Source organism: Pseudomonas sp. NPDC090233, assembly GCF_044772285.1.
Classification (GTDB): Bacteria; Pseudomonadota; Gammaproteobacteria; order Pseudomonadales; family Pseudomonadaceae; genus Aquipseudomonas.
Window position 1 is genome coordinate 475,842 of the sequence record NZ_JBIVYQ010000006.1, and the last position, 12,349, is coordinate 488,190.

The following is a 12,349-nucleotide window of genomic DNA, read 5'->3' on the forward strand; positions in this document are numbered from 1 at the left end:
GGATTCATCCGCGAGAGGCCGGCACTGCCTACCTCAGGCCGGCTCACCCCCCGGATTCAACACCAACTGCATGAAGGTCAAATCCAGCCACCGCCCAAACTTGACCCCCACCTGCGGCATCTGCCCGGTCACCACGAACCCCAGCCGCTCATGCAGGCGCACCGACGCCTCATTCCCGCTCTCGATGGCCGCGACCATGACGTGCTTGCCGCACCCTCGCGCCCGCTCGATCAGCGCCGCCATCAACTGCGGCCCCAGCCCCTTGCCGCGTTGATCGCCCCGGATATACACCGAATGCTCCACGGTCTGGCGAAACCCTTCGAACGGCCGCCAGTCGCCAAACGAGGCATAGCCGAGCACGCCGGTGTCATCCACCGCCACCAGGATCGGATAACCCTGTTGCGCCCGAGCCTCGAACCAGGCCTGGCGATTGCCCAGGTCCACCGGCGTTTCGTTCCAGATCGCCGTGGTGTTGCGCACCGCGTCGTTGTAGATGTCGAGAATGCCCGGCACGTCGGCGGGCAGGGCGTCGCGGATTTCGTGGCTCATTGCAGCGTCTCACAAGGTCGATGGGCGCAGATTAAATGGTTACCAGCCCGCGCACACCCTCGGCCTGCATGTTTTCGCCACGCCCGCGTTGGATGATTTCACCACGGGCCATGACCAGATACTGGTCGGCCAGTTCTTCGGCAAAGTCGTAGAACTGCTCGACCAGCAGGATGGCCATGTCGCCGCGCGCGGCCAGGCGCCGGATCACCGCGCCGATCTCTTTGATCACCGAGGGCTGGATGCCTTCGGTGGGCTCGTCGAGGATCAGCAGGCGCGGCCGGCTGGCCAGGGCACGGCCGATGGCCAGCTGTTGCTGCTGGCCGCCGGACAGGTCGCCGCCGCGGCGCTGTTTCATCTGCTCCAGCACTGGGAACAGCTCGTAGATGAAGGCCGGTACTTCCCGCGCCTCGCGGGCGGAAAAGCGCGACAGGCCCATCAGCAGGTTTTCTTCGACCGTCAGGCGCGGGAAGATCTCGCGGCCCTGGGGGACGTAGGCGATACCGGCGTGAACCCGTTGCTGCGGCTTGAGCGTGGTGATCGGCTTGCCCTCCCATTCGACGCTGCCTTCGCGGGCCTGCACCAGGCCCATCAGGCAGCGCAGCAAGGTGGTCTTGCCCACGCCGTTGCGTCCCAGGAGGCAGGTGACTTCGCCGACCTTGGCTTCGAAGGACAGGCCGCGCAGGATGTGGCTGCCGCCGTAGAACTGGTGCAGGGTGTCGATTTTCAGCATGTGGAATTCCTGAAGTGTTGCAGTGCTTGTGCTGACCACTTCGCGGCTGAAGCCGCTCCTACAGGTACAGCGCCAGACATGTGGGAGCGGCTTCAGCCGCGAAGTGGCCGGCACATACACCGGAGAATCATCGCCCTAAATAAACCTCGACCACCCGCTCATCTGCCTGCACCTGCGCAAGCGACCCCTCCGCCAGCACGCTGCCCTGGTGCAGCACGGTGACATGGTCGGCAATGCTGCCGACAAAACCCATGTCATGCTCCACCACCATCAGCGAATGCGTGCGGGCCAGGCCTTTGAACAGCTCGGCGGTGAACTCGGTCTCGGCGTCGGTCATGCCCGCCACCGGTTCGTCGAGCAACAACAGTTGCGGCTCCTGCACCAGCAGCATGCCGATTTCCAGAAACTGCTTCTGCCCGTGCGACAGCAAGCCCGCCTGGCGCTGGGCCAGAGGCAGCAGACGCAAGGTGGTCAACACCTCCTCGATGCGCTGGCGTTGCTCGCCGCTCAAGCGCGCAGCCAGGCTGGCCCATACCGACTTGTCGGCCTTCAGCGCCAGCTCCAGGTTCTCGAACACGGTCAGCGCCTCGAATACCGTCGGCTTCTGGAACTTGCGACCAATCCCGGCCTGGGCGATCTGGTATTCGCTCATGCGGGTCAGGTCGAGGGTGTCGCCGAAGAATGCGCTGCCGCTGTCAGGGCGCGTCTTGCCGGTGATCACGTCCATCATCGTGGTCTTGCCGGCGCCGTTGGGGCCGATGATGCAACGCAACTCACCGACGCCGATGTACAAGGTCAAGGCATTGAGGGCTTTGAAGCCGTCGAAGCTGACGCTGATATCTTCCAGGCTCAATACGCCTTTCATGGCTGGCTCCTTTTCTTCAGCAGGCCCACCACGCCTTTGGGCAAGTACAGGGTGACGAGGATGAACAAGGCGCCCAGGAAGAACAGCCAGAATTCCGGGAAGGCCACGGTGAACCAGCTCTTCATGCCATTGACCAGGCCAGCGCCGACCAGCGGGCCGATCAGCGTGCCGCGCCCGCCCAGAGCGACCCATACCGCGGCCTCGATGGAGTTGGTCGGTGACATTTCGCTGGGGTTGATGATGCCTACCTGCGGCACGTACAAGGCACCGGCCAGGCCACACAGCACGGCGCTGAGCACCCACACCAGCAGCTTGAAGCCGCGTGGGTCGTAGCCGCAGAACATCAGGCGGTTTTCCGCATCGCGCACAGCGGTGAGCAGGCGGCCGAACTTGCTCTGGGTCAGGCGCCAGCACAGGTACAGGCTGGCCAGCAGCAGGCCGACGGTGAGCAGGAACAGTACCGCTCGGGTGCCTTGCGCGGCGATGTCGAAACCGAGGATGGTGCGGAAGCTGGTGAAGCCGTTGTTGCCGCCGAAGCCGGTCTCGTTGCGGAAGAACAGCAGCATGCCGGCGAAGGTCAGGGCCTGGGTCATGATCGAGAAGTACACGCCCTTGATCCGCGAGCGGAAGGCGAAGAAGCCGAACACCAGCGCCAGCAGGCCGGGCGCCAGCACCACCAGGCACAACGCCCAGGCAAAGTGCTGGGTGCCGGCCCAGTACCAGGGCAGTTCGGTCCAGGACAGGAAGGTCATGAACCCTGGCAGGCCGTCACCGGCCGCCTGGCGCATCAGGTACATGCCCATGGCGTAGCCGCCCAGGGCGAAGAACAACCCGTGGCCGAGCGACAGCAGCCCGGCGTAGCCCCAGACCAGGTCCAGGGCCAGGGCGACGATGGCGTAGCAGAGGATCTTGCCGACCAGCGTCAAGGTGTAGGCCGAGACCTGCAATGAATGGTCCGTCGGCAGCAACGACAGCAATGGCAAGGCCAACAGCAACAGCACGACGACAGCGCCGATGGCCAGCGACAGACGCGGCCCGGCTTTTTGCGAAGCGGTGACAAGCAGTGGCTGGTTCATCAGTCGATTACCCGTCCCTTGAGGGCGAACAGGCCTTGCGGGCGCTTCTGGATGAACAGAATGATCAACGCAAGGATGAGGATCTTGCCAAGCACGGCGCCGATCTGCGGCTCCAGCAGCTTGTTGGCGATGCCAAGGCCAAAGGCCGCCCAGAGGCTGCCGGCCAGTTGCCCGACCCCGCCGAGCACCACCACCAGGAACGAGTCGATGATGTAGCTCTGGCCGAGGTCCGGGCCGACGTTGCCGACCTGGCTCAGGGCCACGCCACCGAGCCCGGCGATGCCCGAGCCAAGGCCAAAGGCGAGCATGTCGACACGCCCGGTGGACACGCCGCAGCAGGCGGCCATGTTGCGGTTCTGGGTCACCGCGCGTACGTTCAGGCCCAGCCGTGTGCGGTTGAGCAGCAGCCAGGTCAGCAGCACCACGGCCAGGGCGAAGGCGATGATCACCAGGCGGTTGTAGGGCAGTACCAGGTTGGGCAGTAGCTGGATGCCGCCGGACAGCCAGGCCGGATTGCTGACCTCGACGTTCTGCGCGCCGAACAGCAGGCGGATGGCCTGGATCAGGATCAGGCTGATGCCCCAGGTCGCCAGCAGGGTTTCCAGCGGGCGCCCATAGAGGTGACGGATGATCGTGCGCTCCAGCGCCATGCCGACCCCGGCACTGACGGCGAACGCCACCGGCAGGGCGATCAGCGGGTAGAACTCGATGGCGCCTGGCGCGTAGCGCTGCAGTAGCACCTGGACCATGTAGGTGCTGTAGGCGCCGAGCATGAGCATCTCGCCGTGGGCCATGTTGATCACCCCGAGCAGGCCGAAGGTGATCGCCAGGCCCAGGGCCGCGAGCAGCAGGATCGAGCCCAGCGACAGGCCGCTGAAGGCTTGCCCGAGCAATTCGCCGACCAGCAGTTTGCGCTTGACCTGGGCCAGGCTGGTTTCAGCGGCCGTGCGCACGGCGGCGTCGGTTTCTGCGTCGGGTTGCAGCAGGGCTTCCAGGCGCGTGCGCGCCACCGGGTCGCCCGTTTCACCGAGCAGGCGCACGGCTGCCAGGCGCACAGTCGGCTCGCTGGCGCCTAGTTGCAGGTTGGCCAGTGCCAGGCCAAGGGCGGCGTGCACGGCGGTGTCGGGTTCGCTGGCGAAGCGACGGTCGAGGAAAGCCATCTGCGCCGGTTGCGCGCTTTTCTGCAGTTGCTGGGCGGCGACCAGGCGGGTGTCGGTGCTGGCGCTGAGCAACTGGTGGCTGGCCAGGGTGTTGTCGATCAGGCCGCGCAGGCGGTTGTTCAGGCGCACTTTGCGCGTGTCGCCTTCGGCGATGCGGCCCTGGCGCAGGTTTTCCAGCAGCGGCAGGCGCGCGGCATCGGGTTGCGCCGCCCAACCTTCGAGCAGGCGAGCCTGTTCGGCGGGCTTGGCGGTGAGGAAGAATTCGCCCTCGCTGGCCTGGGTTGCCAGGGGAAGCAGGAGCAGGAGGGTGAGCAGGAGTCTGAGCATGCGGGCAATCCTAGGAGTCGGCGGTGAGTTCATCGCGGATGAATCCGCTCCTACAGGCCCGTAGGAGCGGATTCATCCGCGATGGGCTGCAAAGCAGCCCAAATACCCTCAGTTACCCTTCACCGCATAATCAGGCCGTTTGTCATTCCCCGGAATGAACGGGCTCCAAGGCTGCGCCCGCAACGGCTGCTCGGTCTCCCAGACCACACTGAACTGCCCGTCATCCTGAATCTCGCCAATCATCACCGGCTTGTGCAGGTGGTGGTTGGTCTTGTCCATGGTCAGGGTAAAGCCGGACGGGGCCTTGAAGCTCTGCCCGGCCAACGCCTCACGCACCTTGTCGACATCGGTGGACTTGGCTTTTTCGGCCGCCTGCGCCCACATGTGGATGCCCACATACGTGGCTTCCATCGGGTCGTTGTTCACGGCCTTGTCCGCGCCCGGCAACCCCTTGGCCTTGGCGTAAGCCTTCCAGTCGGCAACGAACTTCTGGTTGACCGGGTTATCCACCGACTCGAAGTAGTTCCACGCCGCCAGGTGCCCCACCAGCGGCTTGGTGTCGATGCCGCGCAGCTCTTCTTCGCCCACCGAGAACGCTACCACCGGCACGTCGGTGGCCTTCAGGCCCTGGTTGGCCAGTTCCTTGTAGAACGGCACGTTGGAGTCACCATTGACCGTGGAGATCACCGCCGTCTTGCCACCGGCGGAGAACTTCTTGATGTTGGCGACGATGGTTTGATAGTCGGCGTGGCCGAACGGCGTGTAGACCTCTTCGATGTCCTTGTCGGCCACGCCCTTGCTGTGCAGGAAGGCGCGCAGGATCTTGTTGGTGGTGCGCGGGTAGACGTAGTCGGTGCCCAGCAGGAAGAAGCGCTTGGCGCTGCCGCCGTCTTCACTCATCAGGTATTCCACGGCCGGAATGGCCTGCTGGTTCGGCGCGGCACCGGTGTAGAACACGTTCGGCGACATCTCTTCACCTTCGTATTGCACCGGGTAGAACAGCAGGCCATTCAACTCCTCGAACACCGGCAGCACCGATTTGCGCGATACCGAAGTCCAGCAGCCGAACACCACCGCGACCTTGTCCTGGGTCAGCAGTTGACGGCTCTTTTCGGCGAACAGCGGCCAGTTGGAGGCCGGATCGACCACCACCGGTTCGAGCATCTTGCCGTTGACCCCACCTTTGGCATTGATCTCGTCGATGGTCATCAAGGCCATGTCCTTGAGCGACGTTTCGGAAATCGCCATGGTCCCCGACAGCGAATGCAGGATGCCGACCTTGATGGTCTCGGCGGCCTGGATGCTCCAGCTAAGGCCCATCGCCGCAATCGATGCGCTGAGGGTAAAGGCCTTGATCAGACTGCGACGCTTCATGTGCTCTCTCCGCTGAGTTTTTATCGTGTTGGCCAAGCGAGGAGGGGCGTTGCAAGGGGTGTGCCGAATGACGTAAGGCGCGTAATAGAGGGGGTGTGCGAGGTATTAGGGCGTTGAGCGGATCCAGGATGGTGCCTGGAAGTGTCATGTGCACAGCAATGGGGCCGCTGTGCGGCCCCAAGGTTGATCAGTTTTCGCGAACAGCACTGCGCGGATGGCGCCGGCTGCGCACGAACTGGTAGGTCGCCGCCAACAGCACGAACCAGATCGGCGTGACGATCAAGGCCGAGCGGGTATCCGCCTCCAGGCTAAGCAGTACCAGGATGAAGGCAAAGAACACCAGGCACACGTAGCACATGAAGCGCCCGCCCGGCATCTTGTAGTTCGAAGCCTGGTGCAGCGCCGCACGTGTTTTGCGGTACTTCAGGTATGACAGCAAAATCAGCGTCCAGACGAACATGAACAGCACCGCCGAAACGGTGGTGACCAACGTGAAGGCCTCGACCACATTCGGCACCAGGTAGATCAGCACGGCGCCGAGCAGAAGGCAGGCGCAGGAGAAGTACAGGCCGTTGGCCGGCACCGCACGGTGCGAAAGTTTTTCGAAAGCGCGCGGCGCATCGCCTTCCTGGGCCAGGCCGAACAGCATGCGGCTGGTGGAGAACACGCCACTGTTGGCCGACGAGGCTGCCGAAGTCAGCACCACGAAGTTGATGATGCTCGCCGCCGCCGGCAGGCCGGCCAGCACGAACAGCTCGACGAACGGGCTCTTGCCCGGCACCACGTCGCGCCATGGGGTCACGGCCATGATCGCGATCAGCGCCAGCACGTAGAACACGATGATGCGGATCGGGATCGAGTTGATCGCCCGTGGCAGGGTGCGCTCGGGGTTCTTCGCTTCGGCGGCGGTGGTGCCGACCAGCTCGATGCCGACGAAGGCGAACACGGCGATCTGGAAGCCGGCGAAGAAGCCCATCAGGCCGTTGGGGAACATGCCGCCGTCATTCCACAGGTTGGCCAGCTGCGCGGTGCGCCCGCTCGGCGAATCGAAGCCGGTAACGACCATGTACAGGCCGGTCGCGACCAGGCCGAGGATGGCGACGATCTTGATCAGGGCGAACCAGAACTCCATCTCGCCGAACATTTTCACGGTCACCAGGTTCAGCGACAGCAGCAGCCCCACGCAGGTCAGCGCGGGTATCCACTGCGGCAGGTCGGGGAACCAGAATTGCGTGTAGGCGGCGATCGCCACCACGTCGGCGATCCCGGTGACCACCCAGCAGAACCAGTAGGTCCAGCCGGTGAAGTAACCGGCCCAGGGGCCGAGCAGGTCGGCGGAGAAATCGATGAACGACTTGTAGTTGAGGTTCGACAGCAGCAGTTCGCCCATGGCGCGCATGACGAAGAACAGCATGAAGCCGATGATCATGTAGACGAAGATGATCGACGGCCCCGCCAGGCTGATGGTTTTGCCCGAGCCCATGAACAGGCCGGTGCCGATGGCGCCACCGATGGCGATCAGCTGGATGTGGCGGTTGGTCAGGTTGCGCTGCAGGTGCTGGTCATCAGCAGGGGGGGAAGAGGTCCGGGTCATTGGCTGCATTCCATTTCGGGTCAGTCTTTTTGTGAAAGCCGACAAGGCTAACACGGGCGTCCCAATTCGGGGCGCGACAGATCGACACGACTTTCCCGGTGCAGTCCCGGCCTCTTCGCGGGTGTAGGAGCGGCTTCAGCCGCGATGAGGCCGGTGAGATCACTCCAAGGGTCAGGCGCTAGCCATTACCCGACGACGCCGCACCACCAGGCTATCCACCACCCACATCACCACCATCGACACCCCCACCAACGGGAACATCACCCCCAGCACCAGCATCACCCCGACCGCCGCCTTCCACCGTGGCAGGTCATGGCGCAGCGGCGGCACCCCCAGCCCACCGGCTGGTCGGCGCTTCCACCACATCACCAGCCCGCTCACCGAGCCCAGCAGGATCATCAGGCACACCAGCAGAATGATGAGCTGATTGAACGCCCCGAACATCTTGCCTTCATGCAGCATGACGCCCACTTCGGTCGCGCGGGCGACCGGGCTGTAGTCCTGCCAGCGCACGTCGGCCAGGACTTTGCCGGTGTATTGGTCGACGTGTAGGGTGGCGTCGTTGCGCGGGTCGTCGGCGAACACGGCGATGGTGTAGACGCCCTCGGCTGTGGTGGGCGCGGTGATGCTGTAGCCCGGTTCAACCTGGCGCGTGGTGGCGATGTCTTCGACCTGTTGCAGGCTCACCTGAGGCGCTGCTGGCGCACTGCTCATCATGTGATGCCCGGCATGTTCGGCGTGCGCGCCGGACTGTGGCATCGGCGTGTTCTCCATCGCCCAGGGCACGGTCTGGCGGTGGGCGCTGTTCAGTTCACCGGCCTGTTGGTCGGACTTGGGTACGTCGTTCCACATGGCTGCCGGGAAGCGGTTCCACAGGTCGGCGTACTGTTTGCCCCAAAGGCCCGTCCAGGTCATGCCGCTGAGCAGCATCAGCAACAGCAGCGCCGAACCCCAGAAACCGGTCACCGCATGCAGGTCGCGCCAGAACAGGCGACCGCGCGCGTTCATGCGCGGCCACAACACGCCGGCACCGTTGCGCCCGCGCGGCCACCACAGGTACAGGCCGGACACCACTAGCACGATGCCCCAGCCGGCGGCCAGTTCCACCAGGCGGTCACCGAGCGTGCCGACCATCAGTTCGCCATGCAGGGCGCGGGCGATGGCCTGCAGGTTCTGCTTGGCGTCCTGTTGGCCGAGGATCTTGCCGCTGTACGGGTCGACGAAGACATTCAGCTCGCGCCCGCCGTCATGCACCACGAACTGGGCGCTGCGCTCAGCGTCGATGGGCGGTAAATACTGCGCGACATGGCCCTTGGGGTAGGCCTGGCGCACTTCGTCCAGCATCAGGTCGGCGCCCTGCCGGTGGTGCCCGGCTTCGACCACCATCAGGTCACGGTAAAGCAGTGGGTCCAGCTGCGGCTTGAACAGGTAGATGATCCCGGTGATCGCCAGCAGGATCATGAAAGGGGCAACGAACAGCCCGGCATAGAAGTGCCAGCGCCAGGCCAGGTTATAGAAGGACACGCGTGTTCCGCTCATGGGAACCTCCTGTTTGACCAGCTGAGGGGCGCAACCGTGGCCGCGCCCATTGTTGTTGTCAGAAGCTCACATCGACCTTGGTCCAGAAGGTCCTGCCTGGCTCGTTGACCGGCTGTGGATCGCTGGCCGGGTAGCCGAACCCGGCATTCCCAGCCAGGTTCAAGTGCTCGGCGTAGGCTTTGTCGAACAGGTTGTCGACCCCCGCGCTGAGCTTGAGGTTTTTGTTCACCTTGTAGGCGCCGTTGAGCGAGAACACGCCGAAGCCGGCGCTTTTTTCGTAGTCCTTGCCCACCACGTTGCCCTGGTTCTCGGCAATGCGGTTCTGCGCGGATACCAGGCGCCACAAGGCACCGGCGCTCCAGGTGTCGCGGCTGTAGGTCAGGCCCAGGCGGCTTTCCAGCGGCGGCATCTGTGGCAGTGCCTTGCCGTCGCTGCTGTTCTTGCCCCAGGCGTAGGCCAGCGTCGCGTCGGCCTTCCAGTTTTCGGTCAGCTTGTAGGCCGCGCCCAGTTCGCCGCCCATGATGCGCGCATCGATGTTTTGCGCCTGGGAGGTGCTCATGCCCATCATGCCGGTGCGGTAGTCGAACAGGATGTAGTCGCGAATCTGCCCGAAGTAACCTGAGGCCCAGGCTTCCAGGCGCTCATCGCGGTACTGGATGCCGAAGTCGAGCTGGGTGGTCTTCTCCGGCTTGATGCCGTCGAAGGCATTGGCGCTGCCGGGTGGCGCCATTTTCGGCGAGAACAGCTCCCAGTAGTCCGGGAAGCGCTGGGCATGGCCGAGGCCGACGTAGGTGGTGGCGGGGATGGCCGCCAGGTCATGCTCGTAACGCACGAAGCCGCTGGGCAGGGTGTCGGCGCGGGTGTCGCCTTCGGTGGCACTGCCGGAGCGGAAGTCGCGGGCCGAGGCGCGGTCGAGGCGAGCGCCGGTGATCAGCCGGTCCTCGCCGGTGGCGTACCAGGTCAGCTCGCCAAAGGCACCGTAGTTGTGGAAGTCGGCGTCCTTGGTCCAGGGCTGGCCCTTGTGCGCGTCCACGCCCATGCCACCACGCTGTCGGTGTTCGTTGGTCTGCGCGTCGATGCCGCTGATCAGCTGCACGTCGGCCCAGCGCCAGGTCGCCTTGATACGCGCACCCAGGGTGCGACGGTCGACGTTGCTGATCATGGGCATGCCCATCATGCCGCTGCCCGAGGGCGTGCGCAGGCTGTAGTTGTCCATCACGTGGTCGGCATAGTTGTAGTAGACCTGCGCCTCGACCTTGTCGAGTACCTCGCCGAGGTTGGACTTTTCGAAACGCAGGCCCAGGCTTTCGCGCTTGAACTGCGAGCCGTCCATGCCACGCCCGGCGTAGCGGGCCTCGCCGTCGCCCTTGCCGGCAGTGAGCTCCAGTAGGGTGTCCGCGTCTGGCGTCCAGCCCAGGGTCACGTCGCCGTTCCATTTGTCCCAGCGCGACGGCACGGTGTCGCCGTTGCCGTCCTGGTAGTCGTCCGAGCGCGACTGGTTGCCGACGAAACGGGCGTAGGCCTGGCTGTTGCCGGCGGCGGCATCGAGCACTTTGTCGAAGCGACCATTGGAACCGGCCAAGAGGCTGGCGTTGACGCGGCTGCCGAGGGTGCCGAATTTCTCTGGTTCACGCTCGAAGAGGATGGTGCCCGCCGAGCCGCCCGGGCCCCAGATCACACTTTGCGGGCCTTTGATCACGGTAAGGCGGTCGTAGGTTTCCGGGGCGATGTACGAGGTCGGTGCGTCCATGCGGTTGGGGCAGGCGCCGAGCATCACGCCGCCGTTGGTGAGGATGTTCAGGCGTGAGCCGAACATGCCGCGCAGCACCGGGTCACCGTTGGTACCACCAGCTCGGATGGCTGAGAAGCCGGGGATGGTCTTCAGGTAATCGGCTCCATCGCTGGCCGGTACCGGCTGGCGCGGGTACTTCGGGTTGGTGACCACGGTCAGCGGCGAACTCGGCGCAATGGCGGTGATCACCGTCGGGCTCAGCTCGGGCGGCGTTGGTTCGTGGCCTTCGTGGCCGGGGTCGGCGGCCAGGGCCACGGGTGCGAGCAGCGAGCCGCACAACGCGGCGAATGTCCCGCGCAGGGCGGTGGTGAAAACAGGGGTGCAGCCAGACATAGTGATTCCAGTCGATCAGTCATGGGTGGGCGCGAAGCCTCCAGGCTCCGTGCAACAAAAGGTGATGTCAGACGCTGATCGAAAGCGGCGGCGCGCGGCTGCGCGCACCGGGGAAGAAGGCCTGCCGGGCATGGCCCTGGTGCGTTGGGAAAGCGTTGAGGGAGGTGGGGGTGATGTGGCCGGCGCTGAGCGGGCTAAGTGTTTGCGGAAGGGCGGGGCAGTTGAACAGCAGGCTGCAGTAACCGCACTTTTCCCACATGACATGCAGCTGGCCATCGCCGGTGTGGCATTCAGCTGCCTCGCCATGCTGATGCTCCATGGACATGTTCATGTCCATCGGCATGTTCATGCCGGCGTGGTGATCCATCGGCATCGACTGGGAAACCAGCGGGCCGATGAAGATCATCCACATGGCGAACAGGCTCAGCCAGCCGCCACCGACGCGCCTGCGTTCAGGGCGGGTAGTACGGCTGCGGCTGTAGCGTGGCAGGCCCATGCTGGCGAGCGCCGGTCAGCTAGGGATCAGTGCGCGTGTTCGTGACCTTGCGGTTGCTCCGCCGGCGGCTGCTTCTGCACGGCGACGTCGACGGTGATGTCGCCGGCCTTTTCAAAATGCAGGGTCAGTGGGAAGCGCTTGCCGTCGACCAGCAGGCTGCGGTCCTTGGGTTGCATGAGCATCACATGATAGGCGCTGGGGGCGAAGACCAGGTCCTTGCCGGCCGGTACGGCCACGCTCGGCACTTGCTGCATCTTCATGGCGCCGTTGTCGCTCATCACATGCTCGTGCAGCTGGGCATCGGCGGTGATCGGGGTGTCGACGCTCAGCAGGCGGTCATCGGCCTTGCCGTTGTTGTGCACGACGAAGTAGGCCGCGACGTTGGGCGCGTTCGGCGGCAGCGCCAGCGACCAGGGGTGGGCGATATGCAGGTCGCCCACGATGTATTCATGGGCATTGGCGAAGGCGCCGGGCAGCAGCAAGGCGGCCGCGATAAGAGCTTGCTTGAGCATGG

The 12,349-nt window shown here is 64.6% G+C and carries 10 protein-coding genes and 1 pseudogene; all 11 read right to left on the reverse strand.

What is annotated here, in order from left to right; translation table 11 throughout:
• Positions 1-33: 33 nt before the first annotated feature.
• The 11 genes and pseudogenes from ACIQUF_RS19390 to ACIQUF_RS19440 all read right to left on the reverse strand — a co-directional run bounded on the left by ACIQUF_RS19390 (position 34) and on the right by ACIQUF_RS19440 (position 12,347).
• Positions 34-549, reverse strand: a complete 516-nt coding sequence (locus tag ACIQUF_RS19390) for a GNAT family N-acetyltransferase (RefSeq protein ID WP_403134286.1) — start codon at positions 547-549, stop codon at positions 34-36.
• 31 nt (positions 550-580) lie between these two features.
• Positions 581-1,279, reverse strand: a complete 699-nt coding sequence (urtE, locus tag ACIQUF_RS19395) for an urea ABC transporter ATP-binding subunit UrtE (RefSeq protein WP_403134288.1) — start codon at positions 1,277-1,279, stop codon at positions 581-583.
• 127 nt (positions 1,280-1,406) lie between these two features.
• Positions 1,407-2,135: pseudogene (urtD, locus tag ACIQUF_RS19400) on the reverse strand (urea ABC transporter ATP-binding protein UrtD); the annotation flags it as partial.
• A 5-nt stretch (positions 2,136-2,140) separates the two neighbouring features.
• Complete coding sequence (gene urtC / locus ACIQUF_RS19405) at positions 2,141-3,220, reverse strand: urea ABC transporter permease subunit UrtC (RefSeq protein ID WP_403134290.1); 1,080 nt, start codon at positions 3,218-3,220, stop codon at positions 2,141-2,143.
• Positions 3,220-4,707, reverse strand: coding sequence for an urea ABC transporter permease subunit UrtB (urtB, locus tag ACIQUF_RS19410; RefSeq protein ID WP_403134293.1), 1,488 nt, complete (start codon positions 4,705-4,707; stop codon positions 3,220-3,222). The genes urtC and urtB overlap by 1 nt, the downstream gene beginning before the upstream one ends.
• A gap of 108 nt (positions 4,708-4,815) precedes the next feature.
• The gene (gene urtA, locus ACIQUF_RS19415) at positions 4,816-6,081 is read right to left on the reverse strand and encodes an urea ABC transporter substrate-binding protein (RefSeq protein WP_403134295.1); all 1,266 of its coding nucleotides are present in this window, start codon (positions 6,079-6,081) and stop codon (positions 4,816-4,818) included.
• Positions 6,082-6,268: 187 nt separating this feature from the next.
• The gene (gene cycA / locus ACIQUF_RS19420; protein WP_403134297.1) at positions 6,269-7,675 is read right to left on the reverse strand and encodes a D-serine/D-alanine/glycine transporter; all 1,407 of its coding nucleotides are present in this window, start codon (positions 7,673-7,675) and stop codon (positions 6,269-6,271) included.
• A 171-nt stretch (positions 7,676-7,846) separates the two neighbouring features.
• Positions 7,847-9,214 carry a PepSY-associated TM helix domain-containing protein gene (locus ACIQUF_RS19425; RefSeq protein ID WP_403134300.1) on the reverse strand — a complete coding sequence of 456 codons (1,368 nt, stop codon included), beginning with the start codon at positions 9,212-9,214 and terminating at the stop codon, positions 7,847-7,849.
• A gap of 58 nt (positions 9,215-9,272) precedes the next feature.
• Positions 9,273-11,339: a TonB-dependent copper receptor gene (locus ACIQUF_RS19430; protein WP_403134302.1), complete on the reverse strand. Its 2,067-nt coding sequence runs from the start codon at positions 11,337-11,339 to the stop codon at positions 9,273-9,275.
• A 67-nt stretch (positions 11,340-11,406) separates the two neighbouring features.
• Complete coding sequence (locus ACIQUF_RS19435; RefSeq protein WP_403134305.1) at positions 11,407-11,835, reverse strand: DUF2946 domain-containing protein; 429 nt, start codon at positions 11,833-11,835, stop codon at positions 11,407-11,409.
• Between the two features lie 26 nt (positions 11,836-11,861).
• Entirely contained in the window at positions 11,862-12,347 is a 486-nt protein-coding gene (locus ACIQUF_RS19440) for a copper chaperone PCu(A)C (RefSeq protein WP_403134307.1), read from the reverse strand.
• Between the last annotated feature and the right edge of the window lie 2 nt (positions 12,348-12,349).